Below are 25021 nucleotides of genomic sequence, written 5' to 3'. Positions count from 1 at the left end.
CGCCATGCTTGAAATCCAGATGACCCTTGAAGATGCCGCCGTGCGGACCATTGTGGCTGCGATGCCGGTGTTGATCGGCCGCGGCGTCCATTGCGACCTGCGTATCGCCAATTGGCGCGTGGGCCGCCAGCATGCGCGGCTGCGGCGCGAGGCGTCGGCGATCGTGCTCGAGGACCTCGGCGCGCTTGGCGGCACCTTTGTCAACGGCTTGCGGGTGGCGCGCCATGTGCCGGTGGGGCCGGATGACGAGATCCTGATCGGTCCCTGCCGCCTGAAGGTGGCGCCCGCGCGGCGGGACGGCGGGAGCAACGCGGCGCTGCCGGCCGCGCCACCGTCGTTTCCCGTGCAGGAGGTGGCGGCGACCCCGCAGCCTGTCTCGTCGTTGCCCTCCCTGCAATGGCGTCGCCGGCTGCATGCCGCGCTGCTGGGCGCGCTGGACCTGCGCCGGCGCGACGTGGCGGGCATGAGCGACGCGATGCTGCGCGCCGAGGCCGCGCGCCTGTTGTCGCTGATCGTGGCCGACGATGCTGGCTTACCGCTGGCCGTCGACCGGGAGGCCCTGTGCCGCGAGGTGCTGGACGAAGCGGTCGGGCTGGGGCCGTTGGAACCGTTGCTGGCGGCGGCGGACGTCAGCGAGATCATGGTCAACCGGCATGACGAAATCTACGTCGAGCGCGACGGCCGGCTGTGGCGCCATGCCGGCGCCTTCACCGGTGAACAGTCGGTGCGCCGGGTCATCGAGCGCATCGTCACCCCGCTGGGACGCCGCATCGATGAAAGCTCGCCCATGGTGGACGCGCGGCTGCCCGACGGTTCCCGGGTGCACGCCATCATTCCCCCGATCGCGTTGAAAGGCGCGAGCCTGACCATCCGCAAATTTCCGACGCGCCGGCCCGGGATGCCGGATCTATTGGCGACGGGCGTGCTCAGCGATGCCATGGCGCGGTTCCTGACCCGATGCGTGCGCCTGCGCAAGAACCTGGTGATCTCGGGCGGCACGGGGACGGGCAAGACCACGTTGCTGAACGTCCTGTCCAACGAAATCCCGGAAGGCGAGCGCATCGTCACCATCGAGGATGCGGCGGAACTACGGTTGAGCCACGAGCATCTGGTGTCGCTCGAGGCCAGGCCGTCCAACCAGGAGGGGCGCGGGCGGATCGATATCCGCGAATTGGTGCGCAATGCGCTGCGCATGCGGCCGGACCGGATCGTGGTGGGGGAATGCCGCGGCGCCGAGGCCTTCGACATGTTGACGGCCATGAATACCGGGCACGAAGGCTCATTGACCACGTTGCACGCCAACTCCACCAGGGATGCGCTGGCGCGCCTGGAGTCGATGGTGCTGATGGCGGGGCTGGACCTGCCGCTGGCCGTCGTGCGCGAGCACATCGCGGCCAGTATCGACATCATCGTGCAGCAGGCGCGATTGTCCGACGGGCGGCGCGTGGTGGCGTCCGTCGCGGAAGTCACCGGCATGGAGAGCGGGCGCATCCAGCTGCAGGAGCTGTTCCGGCATGAGCGCCATGGCGGATTCGCCGGGTGCGGCGTCGTGCCCAGCTTCGCGCAGGCATGGCAGGAGGCGGGCCAGGGCCTGGATGTGTCCTGGTTCGCCGTTGATCACGTGGCCGCGGGCGCCGGTTGCGCGGCGAGACCGGCGTGATCTGGCTCGCCGCGCTTGCCGCCACGGTGTGCGTCACGGCATTGGCCTGGGGCGCGCAAAGCTGGCTCGCGCCCGCGCTGCGGCGCTACCGCGAGCATTACACGCACGAGGCGGAGGGGCGCCTCGGAGAGTTGTTCCTGTTTGTCGATCCGGCATGGCTGTGGGCGGGGCCGATGGCGCTGTCGGTCCTCGCGGCGGCGTTGGCCTTTATCGCCACATCCAGCGCCGCTGGCGCGGTACTGGCGGTCGCCTTGGCTCTGCGGACGCCACGCGTGCTGATGAACGCCTGGCGGCGACGGCGCATCCGGCGCTTCGAGCGCCAGCTGCCGATGGCCTTGCTGATGCTGGCGTCAGCCCTGCGCGCGGGCATCGCCCTGACGCCCGCGCTGCGGCAGGTGGTGGCGCAGGGCGATTCGCCGCTGGCGCAGGAATTTGAACTGGTGCTGCGCGAGCAGCGGCTGGGGGTGCCCTGGGACGAGGCGCTGGAGCATCTGAACACGCGGATGGCGGCCGACTCGACCACGCTCGTGGTGGTGGCGATGCGTGTCGCCGCGCAATCGGGCGGCGGTCTGGCCGAGGCGCTCGACGGCATCGCGCGGGCGGTGCGGGCGCGGCTGCAGTGGCAGGCGAAGGTGCAGGCCCTGACCTCGCAGGGCCGCATGCAGGCCTGGATCGTTGGCGGGCTGCCGGTGTTGCTGTTGGCGGTGCTGAGCCGCCTGGAGCCGGACGGCATGGCGTTGCTGTGGCATACGAGGCAAGGCTGGATGGTGCTGGCGTTGCTGGCAACGCTGGAAATCGCCGGCATCCTGCTGATCCGGCGCATCGTCCGGATCGATTTCTGAGGGAGGACGGCGATGGGGCTGTATCCGCAAGCCTGGCGCATGCGTCTTGCGGCGACGGCCGCCAGGGCGGGGTTGCCCGCGACCATGCTCGGCGAGGGCATCGTGATACTGAGTCTGTTGGCCGCGATGGCGGGCACCGCACTCGCGGGCCTGGCCGTGTCGTTGTTGCGAGGCAGCGGCATGTTGACCGGGCCATCGCCGACGGATTCAGGGGCCGCTGGCTACGTCGCGTGGGGCGTCGTCGGCGCGCTGATGGCGGGCGCTTTGCCGGGAATATGGCTGCGAGGCCGGATACGGAAACGTCGGCGGCGGATCGAACAGGGCTTGCCGTTCGTCCTCGATCTGATGACCTTGTGCGTCGAGGCTGGCCTGAGCACGCATGGCGCCCTGCGAATGGCCGCCACGAATGGCCCTCCCGGACCGTTGCGCGACGTTCTGGGCGAGGCGCTGGCGGACATGCGGGCCGGCCTGTCCAGGGCCGCCGCCCTGCAGGCCCTGGCGGATCGTTGCGGCAGTCCTCTGGTGCGTCAGTGGACCGCGGCCCTGGCCCAGGCGGACGCCCTGGGTATCAGCCTGGGGCCGGTATTGCGGGAGCAGGGCAGGCTATGCCGCAGCGAACGCGCGTGGCGCGCCGAACGGCTGGCGTTGCAGGCGCCGGTGAAGATGCTGTTGCCGTTGATCGGCTGCATCTTCCCATGCACTTTCATCGTGCTGGCGTTTCCGATTGCCGTGCGATTGCTGCAGGGGGGCTGGTGAGCGCCCGCCTGCCTTTGCCGCGGGCGCGATTGCGGCTGCTGCGGGTCCGGAGCTGGCCGGGCCGGATGCGCGGATTGCTGGGACGCCGGCCGCCGGGACCGCGTTCGGGCCTGTTGCTGGCACCTTGCCGGGCGGTGCATACCTTTGGCATGCGCCATGCCATCGACGTGGTGTTCGTGGCGCGCGACCGGCGGGTGGTGAAGGTGTGCAGGGCGCTGGCGCCCTGCCGGGTGGCGTTATGCCTGGGCGCCGTGGCCGTTGTCGAGGTTCGGGCTGGGGCTGTTGATGCCGAACACGGAGGTATACGACGGATAGAAGCTGCAATAGAACACGCCTGCCGCGGCGATCGTGAACGGGATCTGCAGCGTGCTGGCCAATTGCGGCGACAGGCCGAGAGCGACCAGCAGCCCGGAGCACAGGTCCAGGAACAGGGCGATCAGGACCCAGGTGGCGGCGTAGACCAGGAACGCCCACTTGTTGCGCCAGCAGGCGATGCCGGAAAAGAACAGCGCCTGCGTCAGCCGCAAGCCATGCCAGGCGACCAGCACCGGCGCATACCAGAACAGCGCCGCGATCACGATATAGAGAATCGTGAAAATGATGAGCGGCGCGCGCAAGGCCATCAGGATGGGTTCCATGCTGTTCTCGATGGACGCGATGCGCATGCCTTCGTTGAACGCGGCCGAGAACGGCAGGAAGGTGGCGAGCCCGGCCGCCAGGCTGACGGCCGCGTACAACAGGCCCATCAGGAACAGTTTGCGGAACACCCCAGGCTGCTTGAGTGGCTTGGCCCACATGGAGGGCAGCATGACCCGGTCCGCCTCGACATGCTTGCAGGCCGCCAGGCTCATCAACGTGATCGACGGCATCAGCGCGATGAACAGGATCGGGCCGACGATCTGTGCGGCGAAGGCGAAAATGACCAGGAGACTGTTGACCAGCGCCCAGGTGTACATGGCCAGGGGTTGCTTGCGGAACAGACGGAAGCCGTCTCGGACCCATTGCCAGCCGGAAGACGCGGGTAGGAATGCTGCTTGCATGGCTCTCTTGGGGAGTGATCTCTCAATAAGGGACGTGCTACCCCCAATTATGGGGGGCGTAACGATTACGGCAATACCGGCAGGCCCGGGCGGTGGCGCGCTTGCAACACTCTTTCGAAATGGCGGGGGTCGTGCGGCTTGAGCGTCTGGGCCGGGCGCGGCAGGAAAAAGTCGTACAGGCGCGACAGCCAGAAGCGCAGGGCGGCCGCGCGCAGCATCAGCGGCCAGGCCTGGCGCTCGGCGTCGGTGAACGGGCGCACGCGGGCATAGGCGTCGAGCCAGGAGTCGACCAGTTCGGGGACGAATTCACCGGTGTCGCGTTCGATGCACCAGTCGTTGACGCTGACCGCGACGTCGAACAGCCAGGTGTCGCAGCCGGCGAAGTAGAAGTCGATGATGCCGCCCATGAGCGGATCCTCGAAGGTGCCGGCGAACAGCACGTTGTCGCGGAACAGGTCGCAGTGGGCCGGACCGGCGGGCAGCGTTTGCCAGGCGGGGCTGGCGGCCGCGGCCTGCTGGGCGGCCAGTTCGGATTGCAGCAGCTGCGCCTGGCTGGCTTCGAGGAAGGGCAGGACCTTGGGCGCGGTCTCGGTCCACCAGGACAGGCCGCGCAGGTTGGGCTGCTGGATCGGGAAGTCCCGCGCCGCCAGGTGGGCGCGGGCCAGGGTGGCGCCGGCCAGCGCGCAATGGGCGGCCCCCGGGGCGGGTTCGTAGCCGCCGGGCAGGCGCGAGACGATGGCGCAGGGCTTGCCGTGCAGCGTGGTCAGGCGGGTGCCGTCGCGCAGCGTTTGCGGTTGCGGCACGGGGATGCCGCGGCTGGCCAGGTGGTACATCAGTTCGATGTAGAACGGCAGCTGGGCGTGCGTCAGCACTTCGAACAGCGTCAGCACGTACTCGCCGCGGCTGGTGTACAGGAAGTAGTTGGTGTTCTCGATACCGGCCGTAATCCCGCGCAGCGAGACGAACTCGCCCAGGTCGAAATGCGCCAGCAGGGCGCGTGCGTCGTCATCGGATACGGGGGTGAATACGGCCATTGATCTACGAGAAGAGGGGAGTTGACGGACGTGTGCCACGGACGCGGGCGCGTGCTTGCGCGCGGCGGCGGCGCAATTTTAGACCACATGGCCCGGGGCGGTGGCGCCGTCGTTGGCCAGCTTGCCGGGCAGAATCCCGCCAAGCACCGTAAAATACCGCATCCCCTTGTTTTGACGAGTGATTCTTGGACTCCCCCGACTGGCGGCTGTGCGTCGCCCCGATGATCGATGTGACCGACCGGCATTGCCGCTATTTCCACCGGCTGCTGGCGCCGCGCGCGCGTCTGTATACCGAAATGATCACCACCGGCGCCTTGCTGTACGGCAACGTCGCGCGCCACCTGGACTTCGACGAGGCCGAGCATCCGGTCGCGTTGCAGCTGGGCGGCAGCGAGCCGGATGCGCTGGCGCAGTCGGCCAGGCTGGGGCGGCAGTGGGGCTATGACGAAATCAACCTGAACTGCGGTTGTCCGTCGGAACGGGTGCAGAAGGGCGCGTTCGGCGCCTGCCTGATGGCCGAGCCCGACCTGGTCGCCGACTGCATCAAGGCGATGCAGGACGCGGTCGACATCCCGGTGACGGTCAAGCACCGCCTGGGGCTGGACTATGACGAGTCCTACGCCTTCGTGCGCGATTTCGTCGGCAAGATCTACGACACCGGCTGCCGGGTGTTCATCGCCCATGCGCGCAATGCCGTGCTCAAGGGCCTGTCGCCCAAGGACAACCGCGAGATTCCGCCGCTGCGCTACGACGTGGTGCGCCAGCTCAAACAGGATTTCCCGGACTGCGTCTTCGTGCTGAACGGCGGGCTGGCCGATGCCGGGCAGTCGGTGCGCGCGGCCGCCGATTTCGACGGCGTGATGCTGGGCCGCGCGGCCTGGCATACGCCCCGGGTGCTGTCCGAAGTGTCGCTGCAGCTGTGGCCGTCGGTGCGCCTGCCCAGCGATGCCCAGGTGGTCGACGCGATGATGGAATACGCCGCGCGCCAGGTGGCGCAGGGCGTGCCGCTGCGGGTCATGACGCGGCCGATGCTGGGCCTGGTGAATGGCCAGTCGGGCGCCCGGCGCTGGCGTCGCATGTTGTCGGATCCGGCGCTGCTGGCCGCGAACGATCCTGCCCTGATCTATGACGCCTGGCGCAGCCAGCGGCATGCGCCGCCGGAACGCGGCGCCGCGCTGACGGCGGCGCCGGCGGGCGCCTGAACGCGCATCGTCCCTGAACGCGTATCGCCCCTGAATGCAACAACGCCCAGACGGCCGCGAGGCCGCCTGGGCGTTGTCCATTGGTCGATCGCCGGGCTCCGGCGATGACGCCGCCGCCCGGCAACCGCCGGTGGCTCAGGACTGGGTCGATTCCGCGCTTTCGGCGGGCCAGTCGCGGATGTAGGCCTTGAGCATGTTGTTTTCGAACTGCTGCGCGGCCACGATGGCCTGGGCCATGTCGTAGAACGAAATCACGCCCATCAGCGTCGGGCCGTCCATGACGGGGATGTAGCGCGCGTGCTTTTCGAGCATCAGGCGCTGCACTTCGTCGGCGCTGGTGTTGGGCGACACGCTGACCGGCGCGTCGTCCATGATGGAACGGATGGTGGTTTCGCCCGCGCCGCCATGCGCGTGCATGTGGCGGATGATCTCGCGGAACGTCAGCATGCCGACCAGCGTGCCGAATTCCATGATGACGAGCGAGCCGATATCCTGCTCGCTCATGGTTTGCACGGCCTGGGACACGGGCATGTCCGGCGATGCCGTGTAAAGCGTGTCTCCCTTGACGCGCAGAATCTCGCTGACCTTCAACATCGGTTTCTCCTGGGCGGTGGTGCCCTGATTGCTATTTCTTGTTCGCTTCCAGCTGCAATACCGGGGCGACGCCATTTCCGGTATTTTGCGCTTCTCCGCAGAGTTCTTCCAGCACGGGCGTATTTTCCCGGGAAATCACGGCCGCCGCGACCCGCAGGATTTCGCCGTCGTCGCGCACCCGCGGCTGGCCGCGATCCAGCAGGAAACGGTCGACCACCGGCGCCAGCGAGGTCTCGCGGGCGTCGCAGGTCAGGACCCAGAGGTCGTCCGGGGTGCGTGTGACGAGGTTCATGTCACACAGGGTTTCCAGGACGTCGTTCAATTCATCCTGGTGCAGTTTCAGCTTCGAGGCCAATTGGCTGGCCGGCAGGCCGGGGGGCGTGCGGGACTGGGCGCGGCGCAACGTGCGCAGGACCTCCACCGCGTCGACGAAGGGGGCGCCCGCATAGCGGTTGAATTCCCAGCGTCCCAGGCGGATCAGCGGGGCGCTGGCGGCCAGGGTGGCGCCCAGCAGCACCGCCAGCCAGGACAGGTAGATCCACAAGAGGAAGATCGGCAGCGTGGCGAACGCGCCGTAGATGACGGTATAGGTGGGGAACCGCGTCAGGTAATAGGCGAAGGCGGACTTCATGACCTCCAGCGCGAGCGCCGTCACGCAGCCGCCGATGAGGGCATCGCGCCACAGCACTTGGCGGTTCGGGACCACCACGAACAGGGCGGCGAAGCCCAGGGCCGTCAGCACCAGCGGAATGAACGAAATGGCGACACTGACGATCTCGGGCACGTCGCGCACCAGTCCCAGCGATTCGCGCGCCACGAACGAGGTGGCCCAGAGGCTGGCGCCCGCCACCACCGGCCCCAGCGTGATGACGGCCCAGTAGACCAGCGCCCGCTGCGGCAGCGGCCGCTGCCGCGTGACATGCCAGATGTCATTGAAGGCCGTGTCGATCGTCATGATCAGCAGCAGCGAGGTCACCAGCAGGAACGCGCCGCCGATCGCGGTCAGGCGCGAGGCCTGGCGGGCGAACTGGTTCAGGTATTCCATGATGTTGTCCGAGACGGACGGCGGCATCAGGCTGTTGGCGAGGAAGTCCTCGAGCGCGACCCGGAATTCCTGGAACACGGGAAACGCGGTGAACAGCGACAGCACCACGGCCAGCATCGGCACGATCGCCAGCACCGTGGTGAAGGTGAGGCTGGAGGCGACCTGCAGCAGCTTTTCTTCGTCGGCGCGCTGCGCGGTGAAGACAAAGGCACGCCCGACCCGCACCGCCCACGATGCGCGCGGGGGCGGGGGCTCGGGGGCCGCCGTCGCGGCGGCGGCGGGCTCGGCGGGGCGGTTCATCAGGCGATAATAGCAGCATGAACCCTGAACTCAACCCCCGCTTGCGCCTGGCGGCCTCGCTGTCGCTGTTCGCCCTGATCGTGCTGTGCGTCACCTGGGAAACGCTGGTGGCGCCGCTGCGCCCGGGCGGCTCCTGGATGCTGCTCAAGGCGCTGCCGCTGGCGCTGCCGCTGCGCGGCATCGTGCGCGGCAACCTCTATACGTATCAGTGGGCCTCGATGCTGTCGCTGCTCTACCTGATGGAGGGCGTGGTGCGCGCCATGTCGGATCCGGCGCCGCTGTCGGTGCTGATGGCGTGGGGCGAGATCCTGCTGTCGACGGTGTTCTTCGTCAGCGCCATTTTCTACGTGCGGCCGGCCAAGCGGGCCGCCAGGAGCCAACGCGCATGAGCGCCCATTCCCTGTCCGAACTGCAAGCCGTCAATTCGTTCGCGGCGCTGCCGGCCGCGTTCTACACGCGGCTCGAGCCGCAACCGTTGAACCAGCCGCGGCTGTTGCACGCCAACGCCGAGGCCGCCGCCTTGATCGGGCTGGACCCGGCCGTGCTGCGGACGCCGGAATTCCTGCGGGTATTTTCCGGCGCGCAGCCGCTGCCCGGCGGCGATACGCTGGCCGCGGTCTACAGCGGCCACCAGTTCGGCGTGTGGGCCGGACAACTGGGCGATGGCCGCGCCCATCTGCTGGGCGAAATCCAGGGGCCGGCGGGCGCCTGGGAATTGCAGCTCAAGGGCGCCGGCAAGACGCCGTATTCGCGCATGGGAGACGGCCGCGCGGTGCTGCGCTCGTCGGTGCGCGAATACCTGGCCAGCGAAGCGATGCACGGCCTGGGCATCCCGACGACCCGCGCGCTCGCGCTGGTGGCCTCGGACGATCCGGTGTGGCGCGAAACCGTGGAAACGGCCGCCATCGTGACGCGCATGTCGCCCAGCTTCGTGCGCTTCGGTTCGTTCGAACACTGGTCTTCACGCCGCCAGCCGGACCTGCTCAAGACGCTGGCCGACTACGTGATCGACCACTATTACCCCGAATGCCGGGCCGTGCCCGCCGGCGAAGCGCCGAGCGACACCGCGCCCTACGTGCGCCTGCTGCGCGAGGTCACCCGCCGCACCGCATTGCTGATGGCGGACTGGCAGGCGGTGGGGTTCTGCCATGGCGTCATGAACACCGACAACATGTCGATCCTGGGTCTGACCCTGGATTACGGCCCCTATGGTTTCATGGACGGTTTCCGGCTCGGCCATGTCTGCAACCATTCCGACTCCGAAGGCCGCTATTCCTGGAACCGCCAGCCTTCCGTGGCGCTGTGGAACCTCTACCGCCTGGGCGGCAGCCTGCATACGCTGGTGCAGGATGTCGATGCCCTGCGCGCGGTGCTGGACGAATTCGAGGGCGTGTTCACGCGCGCCTTCCATGACCGCATGGGCGCCAAGATGGGCCTGGCGGCCTGGCTCCCGGCGGATGAACCGCTGCTGGATGACCTGCTCAAGCTGATGGACGCCAATCAGGCCGATTTCACCCTGACCTGGCGGCGGCTGGCGGACGCCGTGTCGGGCAACCGCGCGCCGTTCCAGGACCTGTTCATCGACCGCGAGGCCGCCGCGGCCTGGCTCGACCGCCTGCTGGCGCGCCAGGCGCAGGACGGACGTCCGGCGGCCGAGGTGGCCGAGGCCATGAACCGGGTCAACCCCCTATATGTATTGCGCAACCACCTGGCCGAAGAGGCGATCCGCGCCGCCAAGGCCGGCGACGCCAGCGAAATCGAGACGCTGATGACGTTGCTGCGCGCGCCGTTCACGGCCCGGACTGGCTACGAAAAGTACGCCAGCCTGCCGCCGGACTGGGCCAATGGCATCGAGGTCAGTTGTTCGTCCTGATGTTCGTTGTGCGCGCGTATTGATGGCAAAGCGGCATTTTGAGTGCGGAAAATACGGAAAATTGGCGCATTGAGACGAAAAATCGCGGTTTTTTTCTCTGCAATCATTCGTTTCCATTGTAAAAGTCGTAAGATTGTCGCCTGCGGGACACTCAGGATGGCATGCCTGTCACTGGGGCATTTGTCGACAATTTTCAATATAAAAGCACTCTGAATATGCCTGGCGCAGATGGTTTGCTGTGTATCGGCCTGCTTGAGGATGATGCGGACTTCCGGGAGGAGTTGGCGTTGGGCCTGGGCGGGTACGGTTTCCGTGTGGCGTTCGCCTGTGACAATGCCGCGGCGTTCTACCGCCGCTTGCAGGAACAACCCTGCGATATCGTCATACTCGACGCCCATCTTCCTGGAGAGGACGGTTTTTCCGTGGCGACGCGCCTGCGCGCGCTGAGTCCGGTGGGGATCGTCATGCTGACGGGCCGCAGCGCGCTCGAGGACCGGGTGCGCGGCCTGGAAGGCGGCGCCGATGTCTACATGACCAAGCCCGTCGACCTGCTGGAACTCAGTTCCGTCATCCGCAGCCTGGCGCGCCGCATGCGCTTGGCCAAGTCGCCGCGTCCGGCCGATGCCGAGACCCGCGCGGCGGCGGCCGACACCTCCTGGTCGTTGCAGGATGGCGGCTGGATCCTGGTGGCGCCGGATGGCGCGTCGCTGCACCTGAGCGCCCAGGAACGGACCTTCCTCATGGCGTTGATGGACGCGGCCGGTTCGGCGGTCAGCCGCCAGGCCCTGGCCGAGCTGTTCCTGCCGGATAGTCCGGGCGGGTTCGAATTGCGCCGGATCGACGTGTTGGTCAGCCGGCTGCGCGCCAAGGCGCAGAGCGCGGGCCTGAAACTGCCGGTGCTGTCAGTGCGCGGCCAGGGTTACGTGTTCGCGGCCTGAGCCTGCGTGTCCGGCCCGGGAGGCCGGGCGGGCAGGGTGATGACGAAACGCGTCCCCACGCCCACTTCGCTGTGCATCGCCAGCGAGCCGCCCTGGCTCTGGCAGATGCGCCGCGCCAGATACAGGCCGATGCCCATGCCCTGGGTTTCACGATGGGCCGCGCGGCGAAAGCGCGGCTCGAAGATGCGCGCCTGTTCCTCCACGCCAATGCCGGGGCCGCGATCGGTCACGGCCACCCACGCCATCGGCACACCCTGCTCCTCGGCCTGGCCGGTTTCGATCCGGATCGGCTCGCTGGCGGGCGAGTATTTGACGGCGTTGTGGATCAGGTTGCGCACCACCACGCTGGTCAGCGCGCGGTCGCAATAGACCGGCAGCGCCGCGCCGCTGGTCTGCAGCCGCAACGCGTGGGCGGTATCGGGTTGCATGGCCGCGACGACGTCGCCGGCCAGCTCGGACATGTCGGTCTGTTCGCCGCGCGGGGTCCAGGCCTGCTCGCCGAGCCGGTCCTGGTTGAGCAATTGTTCCATCAGTTCCGTCATGCGGGTCACCGACCGGTGGATCCGCGCCAGCCGGTTGTCGACGGCCTCGCCGCTGCCGGACAGGATCATGTCGAGCGATTGCGCCGCGGCGCTGATGGTGGCGAGCGGGGCGCGCAGTTCGTGTGAGATCAGCGCGTTCATTTGGCGTTGCGCGTCCAGCGCGCCGGTCATTTCCACCAGCCGCAATTCGCCCTGGACCAGTTGCTGGGCGTCATCCGCTTCCTGGCGCGCGGGCTCCGTCTGAACCCGCCGTTCCAGTCCCGCCAGCAGCAGGGTGGCCAGCGCCAGCAGCAGCCGCGCCAGCGGCACCAGCGGACCGCCCTCGGCGGGGGCCGACCAGGCGTCGTGGGCCAGGATCCAGACCGATGACAGATGCACCGCGCCCAGCGCCAGCGTCGCGGCGCGGCGCGGGGAGGGGCGGGCGGCGGCGGCCAGGAACCAGGCCGCCAGCACCGCGCTGGCGGTCGCGCCGGCGCCGGCGATCAGCGTGGGCATCAGGCCGCCATCGGTGTCATAGACGAAGATCAGCGCCAGCGCGGCCAGGCCGGTCAGCCCGATGCAGGCCCAGCGGCAGGCGGTGGCCAGCCGCGCCGCGGCCGGTTGGCCGGCCGTGATGAGGGGCACGGAAAGGGCCAGCAGCGCCGCGTACGAGCCCGCCTGCAGCGCGCCCGCGGGGAACAGCGTGGGTTGGGTGCGCAGGATGCCCTCGACCAGCGCGAAGGCCAGGCCGGCGCCGTAGATCGCGGCGCGGGTGTAGAACCAGGCGATGAGGCAGGCCACGGCGCAGGCCAGCGCGATGCCGGCCGTGAGGCCGATCAGCAGATCGGCGGATGCGTGACCGGGCGCGTCGGCCAGTGCGGCGCCGGGCCACGCCAGCAGGCCTGCCAGCGATCCGGGCCATGCGCGGCGCGCCGCGCGCGGGGCGGCCGCGCGGTCGGCGCGGCGTTGGCGCGAGCGCCAAAGGGTGCGAAGAAACAATCCTTCCGTCAACTAGGAACCCATTGTTGGTCAGGCGCGTGGTCGTGCGCGCGGGCGAAGTTTACGACAGCGCCGCGAATCGCGTGGACCCCGATCTTCTCCAGGGTGGCGCGGGTGGCGTCGTCGGGGACGTCTTCAGCGTACACCGACATGCCGAGCGAGGCGGCGGTCGCCACGACGGTCGCGGCCAGGTGCTGGCTGCCCGGGCTGTGCAGGATGCCGGTAATGAAACCGCCACACAGCTTGACGTATGACAGGGGATATTCGTGCAGGTGTTCCATCGCGCCGAATTGCCGCGACAGGCGCGACAGGCCGACACGGCCGCCGGCGGCGGTGACGATGCGGCACAGCTGGCGCATCTCGTCGCCAAGCTCGACCAGCGCGGCCGCGTCCATCTCGACGATCAGGCGCGGGGACAGGGCCGGCCGGTCGGCCAGCATGCGTTCCAGCCGCGACAGGAACGCGCCCTGCGCCAGGGAAGCGCGCGACACGTGGACCGTCAGCCCGGCGTCGTGGGTGTACAGCCAGTCCAGCCCCAGGCGGATGGCCTGGATGTCGCATTCGGCGGACAGGCCCAGGCGCACCGCGGGCGGCATGAAGATCGCGGCCGGCACCGGATCGGCGCCGCGGCTGTCGTGCAGCGTCAGGCTGGCTTCGTAATGCAACAATGCCCCGCGCACGTCCGCCAGCGCCTGCACCGTCAGCGAGAACCGGTGTTGTTCCAGCGCCGTGGACAGCGCGTCGTGCCAGCTGTATTCGCCGATGCGGGTGCTGTCGGGCGCCTGGCTGGCCGGCGCGATCTGGTCGTCGTCGGCGCTTTCGGCGCACATCAGGGCGTGGTCGAGCCGCGCCAGCGTGTCGCTGACGTTGTCGCCCGGCGTGAAGGCCGCCATCGCCAGCGCCCAGCGGCACCAGCCGTGCTTGTCCATCGGCACGCGCAGCGAGCGCAGTTCATGCCGGATCCGCTCGGCCAGCAAGCCCGCCTGGGGGGCGGAGGTGCGCGGCATCAGCAGGGCAAAGTCGGAACCGCCGATGCGCGCCAGCGTCATGTCGGCGCCGCCGTTGGCGTCCACCAGTTTGCGCAGCCGGTCGGCGGACGAGCGCAGCCACTGGTCGGTGAAGGCGCGCGACAGGTGCCGGTTGATCTGGGCCAGGTCGCGTTGCCGGAACATCAGGATGTGGCCGCCGGTGTCGGCCACCCGGCCGGTCAGCGCCTGGCGGAAATGGTCGATGAAATACTTGCGGTTGGGCAGCCGGGTGACGGCGTCGCGCTGGATTTCGCTTTCGAGCGATTCGATGCGCGCGTTCTGCTGCTGTACCGTGGCGGCGGCCTGGCGCTGGGCGTCGGCCAGCGCCGCGTCGACGCCGTCCGGTTCACGCGCGCGCCGGGCGTTCGCGCCGTCCTCTGCCCGCGCGCGGTCGCGGCCCAGGCCGTCGCGGCTGGTTCGCGCCTCCAGCCAGCGCATCAGGTTGGCGGCGAACAGCGTCCAGAACACGCCGGCGGCCAGGGTCAGGCCGATGACGCGGACGCCGCCTTGCCACAGGGTGTCGCGCGCCAGCCGGGCGTCGGCCTGCACGGTGACCGTGCCCATCCGCCGCCCATCCGGCCCCAGATAGGGGCGGGTGGCGGCCGGCGCGTCCATGGAGAGCCAGGCGTCACGCCAGTCGCGCGGCGCGCCCGCCTGCCTGTTTTGGGCGGGCTCGCGGCGTTCGGCCTGCGTGTCCCCGTTTTCACCGGCGATGCGCACCAATGCATACATGCCGGCCCCGAACAGATCGTCGGCCAACTGCCGCTTGTCCTGCACGCCGCCCGGGTCGTGCGACAGGACCCAGGCCAGCGCGCTGGCGCCAGCCTGGCCCTGCTGGGCCAGCTGGGTGTTCAGATAACGGTGGGCGGCCAGCATCCCCAAGGCCTGTGCGCCAAGCAGGATGAAGGCAATCAGGAGAGCGGTACAGAGGATCAGCCGGCGTAATGTGGACATGGATTAGAGGTTCCCTTCGTGGCCCGCACCGTTGCCGGTGCCGTGCAATGCCGGCCTGCCAGTGAAAGGGGAGACGTCGGGCAGCGCAAGTGCCCTGACGGGAAAAATGCTGGATAAGAAACGTGACACACGTTACTAATACCTCAGTGTCGCCGCGTACGCTGTAATTCCGCATGTCACAGAACATACAGAATATTACGAAATCACCTGCGATATCAGACAACCTGTGCAATTATTTCGTTCGTGATAATTGCCCGGATGATAACTATTGAGACAGGCCGTATTAATTTTCCGGTTCCGGCTGTCGTAGTAAGGGCACGGCATGGCGCAAAGGACCGGCCAGCGACTGCTATCCAAGGACCGTCATGACCCCCAACGAGCAACCAGATCAGGGCAGGAATCGAAGGAAAGGGAGCGCGTTGCTCCTGAAGTGTGGCGTTTTTTTGCGAAAATAATGCATAATTTAAAAAATGTTACAGCCCTTGGGTTTCTTTCCGGACCACAACGCCAAGGGTTTCTAGATAGGGGGCTCCGTGCGTGAGAGTTACCTGCTCGCACTGTGCCTGACGCTCGTGGGCGCACTTGCAGCGATAAGTTTGTTTTTCGTCCGCCGGGAACGCGTCCTGCGCGGGCGATTGACGCGTGATGAATTGACCGGCGTCCTGAGCCAGCGGGAGCTGCATCGCCGCGCGCGCGCGTGGTTGAACCAGGCTGAACGACAGTCCGGCAGGGGCGCGTTCGGTCCTGGCGGACCGGTGCAGGATAACCAGGAATCCCTGGGCATTGCGCGCGCCCGCTCGGGCACGCGCGGCATTGGCGCGTTTTTCCTGGTCAGTTTTGACCAGTACGCCGAGATCAGCGCGATGCTGCGGGCCGGCGAAGACCAGACCTTGCTGGTGATGGTGGCCGACCGCCTCAGCCTGCTGACCCGCGCGCTGGGCGGCATGGTCGCCCGCACCGGCACCGACACCTTCACCGTGTGCATTCCGGACGTGGACGAGGAGGGCGCCGCCCAGGTCTCGGCCAAGCTGCTCGAAGACCTGTCCGTGCCCTACGAACTGGGCGGCCGGCCCCTGATCGCGGTGTTCCGCGTGGGCGCGGCGTTGTATCCGGACCACGGTCGCAGCGTCGAGGAACTGCAGCGTTGCGTGCAGGTGGCCATGGTGCCGCTCAAGGAGCGCGGCGGCCCCGGCTGGAACATGTTCGACTTCCGCATGCTGGCGCGCCAGCGCGACCAGCAGGGCCTGGAAAACGACCTGCGGCTGGCCCTGACGACCGCGTCGATGGACCAGTTCGAGTTGTACTACCAGCCGGTCTGCGACAGCGGCACGGGCGTGGTGCAGGGCTGCGAGGCGCTGTTGCGCTGGCACCATCCCGAACTGGGCAGCGTGTCGCCGGCCGTGACCATCGAGCTGGCCGAACGCAGCGGCCTGATCGTGCCGCTGGGCGCCTGGATCCTGGAGCGCGCCTGCTCGCAGGCGGCCTTGTGGCCGGCGGCGTGGCGCGTGCACGTGAACCTGTCGGTCAAGCAGATGAACGAGGACGGCCTGGTGCAACTGGTCTCCGACGTGCTTGCCTCGACCAAGCTGGCGCCGCGCAAGCTGGTGCTGGAGATCACCGAATCGATCTTCATCCTGCACTACGAGCGCCACGTGAAGATCCTGAACACCCTGCGGGCCAAGGGCATCGGCGTGGCGCTGGACGATTTCGGCTGCGGCTATTCCAGCCTGAACCATCTGCGGCACCTGCCCATCGACTGGGTCAAGATCGACCGCAGCTTCATTTCCGCGCTCGAGTCCGACGCCGGCAGCCGCGAGGTGGTGTCGGCGCTGTTCGGGCTGTGCCAGGCGATGCACCTGCCGGTGGTGGCCGAAGGCGTCGAGACCGAAGGGCAGCGCGAGATCCTCAAGTCGCTGGGCTGCCGCGTGATGCAGGGTTTCCTGCTGGGACGTCCCGCGCCCGCCGCGGAAATTCAGGCTTTGGCGTCGGCGGTGTCATAATCGGGGTTGCTCGCAAACCCCCACCTGTTGACTTCCTATGCCCGGCAATACCCTTGGTACTCTGTTCACCGTCACGAATTTTGGCGAATCCCACGGGCCGGCCATCGGTTGCGTCATCGATGGCTGTCCGCCCGGGCTGCCGCTGGAAGCGGCCGACATCCAGCACGAGCTGGACCGCCGCCGTCCCGGCACCTCGCGCCACGTCACCCAGCGCCAGGAAGCCGACCAGGTCGAGATCCTGTCCGGCGTGTACGAGGGCCTGACCACGGGCACCCCCATCGGGCTGCTGATCCGCAACACCGATGCGCGCAGCAAGGACTACTCCAACATTGCCGACACCTTCCGGCCGGGCCACGCCGACTACGCCTACTGGCGCAAGTTCGGCCTGCGCGACCCGCGCGGCGGCGGCCGGTCGTCGGCGCGCCTGACCGCGCCAACGGTGGCCGCGGGCGCCGTGGCCAAGAAATGGCTGGCCGAGCAGTACGGCGTGAAGGTGCGCGGCTACATGAGCCAGCTGGGCCCGATCCCGATTCCCTTCGTCTCGTGGGACGAGGTGCCGAACAACCCGTTCTACGCGCCGAATGCCGACGTCGTGCCCGAACTGGAAGCCTACATGGACCAGTTGCGCCGCGATGGCGATTCGGTCGGCGCGCGCATCGAGGTGGTGGCCGAGAACCTGCCGGCCGGCTGGGGCGAGCCCATCTATGACCGCCTGGACGCCGACATCGCGCACGTGATGATGGGCCTGAACGCGGTCAAGGGCGTTTCCATCGGCGCCGGTTTCGACTGCATCGCGCAGCGCGGCTCCGAACATGGCGATGAACTCACCCCCGACGGCTTCCTCACCAATCACGCCGGCGGCGTGCTGGGCGGCATTTCGACCGGCCAGCCGGTGACGGTGTCGCTGGCCATCAAGCCGACCTCCAGCATCCGGGTCGAGCGCCGTTCCGTGAACCGCGCTAACGAGCCGGTGATGGTGCAGACGCTGGGCCGCCACGATCCCTGCGTCGGCATCCGCGCCACGCCGATCGCCGAAGCCATGCTGGCCCTGGTGCTGATCGACCACGCCCTGCGCCACCGCGGCCAGTGCGGCGATCCGGCCTGAGACCCGCGCACGTCCCGTTGTTCCTGACTGTTGGAGGCTGGCATGAGCCGTAATCGCTATCCCTTGCGCCGCGTTGTGGCCGTCCTGTCCCTGGCCGCCCTGGCGGGCTGCACCGGGATGAACACCACCCAGTCGGGCGCCATCGGCGTCAACCGGACGCAGTACATGTCCAGCATGGTGCCGTCGCAGGCGCTGGAGCAGGAAGCGAACCAGCAGTACGCCGACATCCTCAAGCAGGCCCAGGCCAAGAACCTGCTGGACCGCGACGCCCAGCTCGTGTCGCGGGTGCGCGCGATCTCGCAGCGCCTGATCGCGCAGACCGGCGTGTTCCGCCCCGACGCGTCCAACTGGAAGTGGGAAGTGCACGTCCTGACCAGCGACGAGGTCAACGCCTGGTGCATGCCGGGCGGCAAGATCGCCGTCTACACCGGCCTGGTCAACAAGATCAAGCCGACGGATGACGAGCTGGCGGCGGTGCTGGGCCACGAGATCTCCCACGCGCTGCGCGAGCACGCGCGTGAACGCGTATCGCAGCAGATGGCCACCAATCTGGGGCTGCAGGTGCTGTCGATCGCGACCGGTTCGAGCGCCGCGTCGGACCTGGGCGGCAAGCTCAGCGACGTGATGTTCACGCTGCCCAACAGCCGCACCCACGAAACCGAGGCCGACCGCATGGGCGTGGAACTGGCCGCGCGCGCCGGCTTCGATCCGCGCGCCGCGGTCACGCTGTGGCAGAAGATGGGGGCCGCCGACAACGGCAACGCGCCGCCCGAGATCCTGTCTACCCACCCGTCGGCCGCCTCGCGCATCACCGACCTGCAGGCGGCGGCGCAACAGGTGCTGCCGCTGTACGAGCAATCCAAGGGCCGCGCGGCGCGCTAGGCGGGGCCGCCCCGGGTCCAGCCGCACGCCGTCCGTGGCGCAGCTCCCTTTTTGAGACCGTCTTCCTGCCTCGATGCCGCGGCCGCTTGCGGCCATTCCAGCCGTTCACCATGGTAGTGGTAGTACTAGTATATTGGGTGTAGTTGTACTAGGTTCAGAGGCTGGGCATAATCCTTCACATGCCGCAGCGGCCGGCGTGGAAGCGATGGATTCGCCCCACGCGAGGCACGAGCCGGATTGTCTATTTGCAGAGCGCATCCATGGCCCAAACCCTTTACGACAAACTCTGGGACGCCCACATCGTCCACCAGGAATCAGACGGCACCTGTCTGCTCTATATCGACCGCCACCTGCTGCACGAAGTGACCAGCCCGCAGGCGTTCGAAGGCCTGGCCATCGCCCAGCGCAAGCCGTGGCGCAACGGCGCCAACCTGGCGGTTGCCGACCACAACGTGCCGACGATGAATCGCGCCCAGGGCATCGATGATCCGATCTCGCGCCTGCAGGTCGACACGCTCGACGCCAACTGCGACAAGTACGGCATCACCGAATTCCGCATGAACGACCTGCGCCAGGGCATCGTCCACGTGATCGGACCGGAACAGGGCGCGACCCTGCCGGGCATGACCGTGGTCTGTGGCGACTCGCACACCAGCACGCACGGCGCGCTGGGCGCGCTGGCGTTCGGCATCGGCACCTCGGAAGTCGAACACGTGCTGGCCACGCAGACGCTGCTCATGAAGAAAGCCAAGAGCATGCTGATCAAGGTCGAAGGCGAACTGCCGTTCGGCTGTACGGCCAAGGACGTCGTCCTGCACATCATCGGCATCATCGGCACCGCCGGCGGCACCGGCCACGCCATCGAATTCGCCGGCAGCACCATCCGCGCGCTGTCCGTGGAAGGCCGCATGACGGTCTGCAACATGGCCATCGAAGCCGGCGCCCGCTCCGGCATGGTCGCGGTTGACGACAAGACCATCGAATACTTCCGCGGCCGTCCGTTCGCGCCGTCCGGCGTGCTGTGGGACCACGCCGTGGCCTACTGGCGCACGCTGCGCACCGACGAAGGCGCCAAGTTCGACACCGTGGTCGAAGTCAATGCCCGCGACATCAAGCCGCAGGTCACCTGGGGCACCTCGCCCGAAATGGTGCTGCCGGTCGACTCGCGCGTGCCGGACCCCGACCGCGAAAAAGACGACGTGCGCCGCAGCGGCATGGAACGCGCGCTGGAATACATGGGCCTCAAGCCCAACACCCCGCTGACCGACATCCGCGTGGACCGCGTCTTCATCGGCTCCTGCACCAACTCGCGCATCGAGGACCTGCGCGCCGCCGCCGTCGTGGCGCGCGGCAAGCACGTGGCCTCCAACGTGCGCCAGGCCATGGTGGTGCCGGGCTCCGGCCTGGTCAAGCAGCAGGCCGAGCGCGAAGGCCTGGACAAGATCTTCATCGAGGCCGGTTTCGAATGGCGCGAGCCGGGCTGCTCGATGTGCCTGGCCATGAACGCCGACCGGCTCGAGCCGGGCGAGCGTTGCGCCTCGACCTCGAACCGCAACTTCGAAGGCCGCCAGGGCCAGGGTGGCCGCACCCACCTGGTGAGCCCGGCGATGGCCGCCGCCGCCGCCGTGGCCGGCCATTTCGTCGACGTCCGCACGTTCCGTTAAGCGCCCACCGAGTACCGACATCATGCAAGCATTCACCACTCACGAAGGCCTGGTGGCTCCGCTCGACCGCGAAAACGTCGACACGGACCTCATCATCCCCAAGCAGTTCCTCAAGTCCATCAAGCGCACCGGCTTCGGCCCGAACCTGTTCGACGAGCTGCGCTACCTGGATCATGGCGAACCGGGCATGGACAACAGCAAGCGTCCGCTCAACCCCGATTTCGTGCTGAACCAGCCGCGTTACCAGGGCGCCTCGGTGCTGCTGGCGCGCAAGAACTTCGGCTGCGGTTCGAGCCGCGAGCACGCGCCCTGGGCGCTGACGCAGTTCGGCTTTCGCGCCATCATCGCGCCGTCCTACGCCGACATCTTCTTCAACAACAGCTTCAAGAACGGTCTGCTGCCGATCGTGCTGTCCGAGCTCGAAGTGGCGCGCCTGTTCGACGAAGTGAAGGCGTTCCCGGCCTACAAGCTCAACATCGACCTGGACCGCCAGGTGGTGGTGGCGGCCGACGGCCGCGCCATGAAGTTCGACATCGAGCCGTTCCGCAAGTACTGCCTGCTCAACGGCTTCGACGACATCGGCCTGACGCTGCGCCACGCCGACAAGATCCGCGCCTTTGAAGCCGAGCGCCTGGCCCGCCATCCCTGGCTGGAAAGCCGGCCGATCGCCTGACCCGACCTTTCCTATCGACCACAGGACCGTTTTTTCCATGACTCACAACATCGCAGTCTTGCCGGGTGACGGCATCGGCCCCGAAATCATCGAACAGGCCGTGCGCGTCCTGAAGGCGCTGGACGTGCCGTTCGACATCAAGCAGGCCGCCGTTGGCGGCGCCGCGTTCGACGCGTTCGAGCATCCGCTGCCCCCGGCCACGCTGAAGCTGGCCAAGGAATCGCACGCCGTGCTGTTCGGCGCCGTCGGCGACTGGAAGTACGACAGCCTGCCGCGCGAGTTCCGCCCCGAGCAGGCCATCCTGGGCCTGCGCAAGGCGCTCGGCCTGTTCGCCAACCTGCGTCCCGCCATCCTGTATCCCGAGCTGGCCAGCGCCTCGTCGCTCAAGCCCGAGATCGTGTCCGGCCTGGACATCCTGATCATCCGCGAGCTGACCGGCGACATCTATTTCGGCACGCCGCGCGGCGTGCGCTCGTCGCCGGACGGCGCCTTCAGCGGCGAACGCGAAGGCTACGACACGATGCGCTATGCTGAATCGGAAGTGCGCCGCATCGCCCGCATCGGCTTCGAATCCGCCCGGAAGCGCAACAAGAAGCTGTGCAGCGTCGACAAGGCCAACGTGCTGGAGACCTCGCAGTTCTGGCGCGACATCGTCATCGAAGTGGCGCGCGAGTACCCGGACGTCGAGCTGTCGCACATGTATGTCGACAACGCCGCCATGCAGCTGGTGCGCAACCCGCGCCAGTTCGACGTGATCGTCACCGGCAACCTGTTTGGCGACATCCTGTCGGACGAAGCCGCCATGCTGACGGGTTCCATCGGCATGCTGCCGTCGGCCTCGCTGAACGCCGGCGGCCAGGGCCTGTACGAGCCCAGCCACGGTTCGGCGCCCGACATCGCCGGCCAGGGCATCGCCAATCCGCTGGCGACCATCCTGTCGGCCGCCATGCTGCTGCGCTACTCGCTGAATTTGGCGCCGCAGGCCGACCGCATCGAAGCCGCCGTGCGCCGCGTGCTGGCCGATGGCCTGCGCACCGCCGACATCTTCGAACCCGGCACCACCAAGGTCAGCACTTCGGGCATGGGCGACGCCGTCCTCAAAGCCCTGGCCTGATGCCTGCAAGGGACGCGCCCTTGCGGCGCGGTCCCGCTTCCAGGGGGCCGCCCGCAGGGCGGCCCTTTTTCATGCCGATGTTGCCGCGGCGCCGCGAAAGCGGGGCGGCTTTGATTGTGGCCCCGTTTTTTCAAGGTGCGCCGCAACATCTATGCGTGCATTCTGATAAATTGTTGGGTTCTTGCACGTTTTTTCACCACACCTTGTCCCCACCTTTAAAGAGCGATTGAAATGAATCAAGCAGTAGGCCTTGTCGGCTGGCGCGGTATGGTCGGCTCGGTGCTCATGCAACGCATGCGCGACGAGAACGACTTCGCACTGATCGAACCGGTGTTTTTCTCCACCAGCAACGCTGGCGGCGCCGCCCCCACTTGGGCGACTGGCGCGGGCCCGCTGCAAGATGCCTACAACATTGACGCTCTGAAAAAACTGCCGATCATCGTGACGGCGCAAGGGGGCGACTACACCTCCGAGGTCTACCCGAAGCTGCGCGGCGCGGGCTGGAACGGCATCTGGATCGACGCCGCCAGCACGCTGCGCATGGCCGATGACGCCATCATCGTGCTGGACCCGGTCAACCGTCCCGTGATCGACGCGGCGCTCAAGCGCGGCGTGCGCAACTTCATCGGCGGCAACTGCACGGTCAGCTGCATGCTGATGGGCCTGGCCGGCCTGTTCAACAACGACCTGGTCGAGTGGATGACCACCATGACCTACCAGGCCGCTTCCGGCGGCGGCGCGCAGCACATGCGCGAACTGCTGACCCAGTTCGGCGAGCTGAACCACGCCGTCAAGCCGCTGCTGGACGACCCGGCCTCGGCCATCCTGGAAATCGACCGCGGCATCCTGGCCAAGCAGAAGGACGCGGCGCTGCCCCACGAGCACTTCGGCGTGCCGCTGGGCGGCAGCCTGATCCCCTGGATCGACAAGGACCTGGGCAACGGCATGTCCAAGGAAGAGTGGAAGGGCGAGGTCGAGACCAACAAGATCCTCGGCCGCGGCGCCGCCTTCGGCACCGCCGCCACCCCGATCGACGGCCTGTGCGTGCGCATCGGCGCGATGCGCTGCCACAGCCAGGCGCTGACCATCAAGCTCAAGCGCGACCTGCCGCTGGACGAGATCGAAGCGCTGATCGCGCAAGGCACGCAATGGGCCAAGGTGATCCCCAACACCAAGGAAGAGACCATCCGTGAACTGACCCCGGTCGCGGTCACGGGCACGCTGGACATTCCGGTGGGCCGCCTGCGCAAGATGTCGATGGGTCCGCAATACCTCAGCGCCTTCACCGTCGGCGACCAGCTGCTGTGGGGCGCCGCCGAACCGCTGCGCCGCATGCTGCGCATCGCGCTGGCCGAAGCCTGAGGCCCGGCGGGCGGCGCAGGCCGCCCGGTCGCGAAGGCAGGTTGGACAAAGGCACCCGCGGGTGCCTTTGTCGTTTGCAGCGTGTCGGACTGGGCGCCAATGTGCCCGCCAGCCAACGCCGATGCGCCTTTCAGGTTTGTGAAACGCGCTCGATCCATTACACTTTTCGGGTGAATTGAGGCTTGTTCTCACGTGATCGCCACGAACAGGCCCCCGCCCGAAAATCGACGATAAGAACGGAATTCCAGCTTATGACCCAGCGTTCGCGCCAAGTGAAGCATGCCCGCCGTTTGAAGGCCCTCCAATGGGCGATCGCGCTGGCGATCGGCGCGGGCGCTTGCAGTCCGGCGTTGGCGATGCGGGTGGGGCATTCGCGGGTGGTGTCGGCGCCGGGCACGCCGCTGCAGGCGTTGGTCGGGCTGCAGGAGCTCACGCCCGACGAAGTGTCGTCGCTGCGCGTGTCGGTGGCCGACGAGGCCGCCTGGCAGCGCGCCGGCCTGAAACCGCCGGCGCCGCTGGCCAGCCTGGTGGTGCGGGTCGAGGACGGCATGGATCCGACCCGCAAGAACCTGCGGGTGCGGTCGACGCAGGCGCCGGTCAGCGGCGCGGTCGATCTGCTGCTCGACATCAGTTCCAGTTCGGGCCAGCGCCAGGTGCAGGTCAGCATCCTGGTGCCGCTGCGCGGCGCGGGCGCCGACGTCACGCCGGCCGCGGTGGGTACGCCCGGCCGCGCGGGGGGCGTCGCCGGGTCGGTCAACGTCAAGTCGGGCGACACGCTGTTCGCCATCGCCCAGCGCAATGCCGTGCCGAACGCCTCGATCTACCAGATGCTGGTGGCGCTGTGGCGCGCCAACCCCGAGGCCTTCATCCAGAACAACATGAATCTGGTGCGCGCGGGGCAGAAGCTGGTGATTCCTGATGCGGCCACGGTCCGCGCGGTGGATCCGGCCGAGGCGCGCCGCATCTTCAACGAACATGCCGAGGCGTTTGCCCGCTACCGCGCGCGCATCGGCGCGGCGGCCGGCGCCAATCCGTCGGTGGTCAAGGGCCAGGACGCGGCGTCCGGCACGGTGACCAAGCCTGGCGACGCCGGCGTGGCCAGCGCCTCGCAGCCGCAGGACCGGGTGCGCCTGTCCTCGGGCCAGGCCCAGGATGGCGCGGCGGCGCAGGCCGACGCGCAGGCGGATCAGCGCACGTCCAACCAGCGCGCCATGGCGGATGCCGAAGGGCGCGTGAACCAGTTGCAGAGCAACGTCGATGAATTGAACAAGGCCGTGGGCGGGCAGGGCGCGTCCGGGTCGGGCGCCGGTGCAGCTGGGGCCTCTGGCGCTGCGGGTGCATCGGGCGCCGCCGGGGCGACCGGCGCTTCCGGGGCCACGGGTGGCGCCGGAGCGGCTGGCGCTGCGGGTTCGCCGGGTGCAACAGGCGCAGCGGG

22 protein-coding genes and 1 pseudogene are annotated in these 25021 nt (G+C 68.1%); 16 read left to right on the top strand and 7 right to left on the bottom strand.

The window, feature by feature from the left end; translation table 11 throughout:
• Positions 1-4 precede the first annotated feature (4 nt).
• From H0523_RS01935 to H0523_RS32425, 4 genes and pseudogenes are all read left to right on the top strand, one after another.
• Complete coding sequence (locus H0523_RS01935) at positions 5-1660, top strand: TadA family conjugal transfer-associated ATPase (protein WP_054432463.1); 1656 nt, start codon at positions 5-7, stop codon at positions 1658-1660.
• Positions 1657-2502, top strand: coding sequence for a type II secretion system F family protein (locus tag H0523_RS01930; RefSeq protein WP_054432495.1), 846 nt, complete (start codon positions 1657-1659; stop codon positions 2500-2502). Before H0523_RS01935 ends, H0523_RS01930 begins: the two co-directional genes overlap by 4 nt.
• Positions 2503-2514: 12 nt before the next feature.
• Positions 2515-3258 carry a type II secretion system F family protein gene (locus H0523_RS01925; protein ID WP_082385547.1) on the top strand — a complete coding sequence of 248 codons (744 nt, stop codon included), beginning with the start codon at positions 2515-2517 and terminating at the stop codon, positions 3256-3258.
• Positions 3198-3488: pseudogene (locus H0523_RS32425) on the top strand (DUF192 domain-containing protein); the annotation flags it as partial. The gene H0523_RS01925 and the pseudogene H0523_RS32425, both read left to right, overlap by 61 nt.
• A 6-nt stretch (positions 3489-3494) precedes the next feature.
• Here the strand turns inward: H0523_RS32425 and H0523_RS32165 are convergent.
• Positions 3495-4298 (bottom strand): BPSS1780 family membrane protein, encoded by an 804-nt coding sequence (locus H0523_RS32165; protein ID WP_054432462.1) that lies wholly within the window; start codon positions 4296-4298, stop codon positions 3495-3497.
• A 65-nt stretch (positions 4299-4363) separates the two neighbouring features.
• A complete protein-coding gene (locus tag H0523_RS01915; protein WP_054432461.1) occupies positions 4364-5332 on the bottom strand; it encodes a homoserine kinase in 969 nt (322 codons plus the stop codon).
• A gap of 185 nt (positions 5333-5517) precedes the next feature.
• Here H0523_RS01915 and dusA point away from each other — a divergent pair, with 185 nt between their 5' ends.
• Positions 5518-6534: a tRNA dihydrouridine(20/20a) synthase DusA gene (gene dusA / locus H0523_RS01910; protein ID WP_082404576.1), complete on the top strand. Its 1017-nt coding sequence runs from the start codon at positions 5518-5520 to the stop codon at positions 6532-6534.
• A gap of 135 nt (positions 6535-6669) precedes the next feature.
• Here dusA and H0523_RS01905 read toward each other — a convergent pair whose 3' ends face one another.
• On the bottom strand, positions 6670-7128 hold the full coding sequence (locus H0523_RS01905; protein ID WP_006387928.1) for a CBS domain-containing protein: 459 nt from the start codon (positions 7126-7128) through the stop codon (positions 6670-6672).
• A gap of 31 nt (positions 7129-7159) precedes the next feature.
• Entirely contained in the window at positions 7160-8473 is a 1314-nt protein-coding gene (locus tag H0523_RS01900; RefSeq protein WP_054432459.1) for a YihY family inner membrane protein, read from the bottom strand.
• 17 nt (positions 8474-8490) lie between these two features.
• Between H0523_RS01900 and H0523_RS01895 the strand changes: the two genes are divergently transcribed.
• Both H0523_RS01895 and H0523_RS01890 read left to right on the top strand, forming a co-directional pair.
• The gene (locus H0523_RS01895) at positions 8491-8862 is read left to right on the top strand and encodes a DUF2069 domain-containing protein (RefSeq protein WP_054432458.1); all 372 of its coding nucleotides are present in this window, start codon (positions 8491-8493) and stop codon (positions 8860-8862) included.
• Positions 8859-10346 (top strand): protein adenylyltransferase SelO, encoded by a 1488-nt coding sequence (locus H0523_RS01890; protein WP_054432457.1) that lies wholly within the window; start codon positions 8859-8861, stop codon positions 10344-10346. Before H0523_RS01895 ends, H0523_RS01890 begins: the two co-directional genes overlap by 4 nt.
• Here the strand turns inward: H0523_RS01890 and H0523_RS32160 are convergent.
• On the bottom strand, positions 10280-10744 hold the full coding sequence (locus tag H0523_RS32160) for a hypothetical protein (RefSeq protein ID WP_231691907.1): 465 nt from the start codon (positions 10742-10744) through the stop codon (positions 10280-10282). The genes H0523_RS01890 and H0523_RS32160 overlap by 67 nt on opposite strands.
• On the opposite strand from H0523_RS32160, the gene H0523_RS01885 reads away from it, so the two are divergent.
• Positions 10628-11284 carry a response regulator transcription factor gene (locus tag H0523_RS01885; RefSeq protein ID WP_225856727.1) on the top strand — a complete coding sequence of 219 codons (657 nt, stop codon included), beginning with the start codon at positions 10628-10630 and terminating at the stop codon, positions 11282-11284. The genes H0523_RS32160 and H0523_RS01885 overlap by 117 nt on opposite strands.
• Here H0523_RS01885 and H0523_RS01880 read toward each other — a convergent pair.
• Entirely contained in the window at positions 11266-12804 is a 1539-nt protein-coding gene (locus tag H0523_RS01880) for a sensor histidine kinase (protein ID WP_054432456.1), read from the bottom strand. The two genes, H0523_RS01885 and H0523_RS01880, sit on opposite strands and share 19 nt — an antisense overlap.
• A gap of 8 nt (positions 12805-12812) precedes the next feature.
• Complete coding sequence (locus tag H0523_RS01875; protein WP_231689965.1) at positions 12813-14786, bottom strand: bifunctional diguanylate cyclase/phosphodiesterase; 1974 nt, start codon at positions 14784-14786, stop codon at positions 12813-12815.
• Between the two features lie 533 nt (positions 14787-15319).
• Here H0523_RS01875 and H0523_RS01870 point away from each other — a divergent pair.
• The 8 genes from H0523_RS01870 to H0523_RS01835 all read left to right on the top strand — a co-directional run.
• Positions 15320-16786 (top strand): putative bifunctional diguanylate cyclase/phosphodiesterase, encoded by a 1467-nt coding sequence (locus tag H0523_RS01870; protein WP_054432454.1) that lies wholly within the window; start codon positions 15320-15322, stop codon positions 16784-16786.
• 37 nt (positions 16787-16823) lie between these two features.
• Positions 16824-17891 carry a chorismate synthase gene (gene aroC, locus H0523_RS01865; RefSeq protein WP_054432453.1) on the top strand — a complete coding sequence of 356 codons (1068 nt, stop codon included), beginning with the start codon at positions 16824-16826 and terminating at the stop codon, positions 17889-17891.
• Positions 17892-17933: 42 nt separating this feature from the next.
• A complete protein-coding gene (locus H0523_RS01860; protein WP_054432452.1) occupies positions 17934-18773 on the top strand; it encodes a M48 family metallopeptidase in 840 nt (279 codons plus the stop codon).
• Between the two features lie 260 nt (positions 18774-19033).
• Positions 19034-20437, top strand: a complete 1404-nt coding sequence (leuC, locus tag H0523_RS01855) for a 3-isopropylmalate dehydratase large subunit (protein ID WP_054432451.1) — start codon at positions 19034-19036, stop codon at positions 20435-20437.
• A gap of 22 nt (positions 20438-20459) precedes the next feature.
• Positions 20460-21110 (top strand): 3-isopropylmalate dehydratase small subunit, encoded by a 651-nt coding sequence (leuD, locus tag H0523_RS01850; RefSeq protein ID WP_006394018.1) that lies wholly within the window; start codon positions 20460-20462, stop codon positions 21108-21110.
• A gap of 37 nt (positions 21111-21147) precedes the next feature.
• On the top strand, positions 21148-22224 hold the full coding sequence (leuB, locus tag H0523_RS01845; RefSeq protein WP_054432450.1) for a 3-isopropylmalate dehydrogenase: 1077 nt from the start codon (positions 21148-21150) through the stop codon (positions 22222-22224).
• A gap of 231 nt (positions 22225-22455) precedes the next feature.
• Positions 22456-23586, top strand: a complete 1131-nt coding sequence (asd, locus tag H0523_RS01840) for an aspartate-semialdehyde dehydrogenase (RefSeq protein WP_049075090.1) — start codon at positions 22456-22458, stop codon at positions 23584-23586.
• A gap of 251 nt (positions 23587-23837) precedes the next feature.
• On the top strand, positions 23838-25021 hold a 1184-nt coding region (locus H0523_RS01835; RefSeq protein WP_180180000.1), incomplete at its 3' end, for a type IV pilus assembly protein FimV.

It is taken from the genome of Achromobacter insuavis (assembly GCF_902859645.1).
Lineage (GTDB): Bacteria > Pseudomonadota > Gammaproteobacteria > Burkholderiales > Burkholderiaceae_B > Achromobacter > Achromobacter insuavis.
Note: the sequence above shows the minus strand (reverse complement) of the source record. Positions and strands in the feature narration are given on the sequence as shown.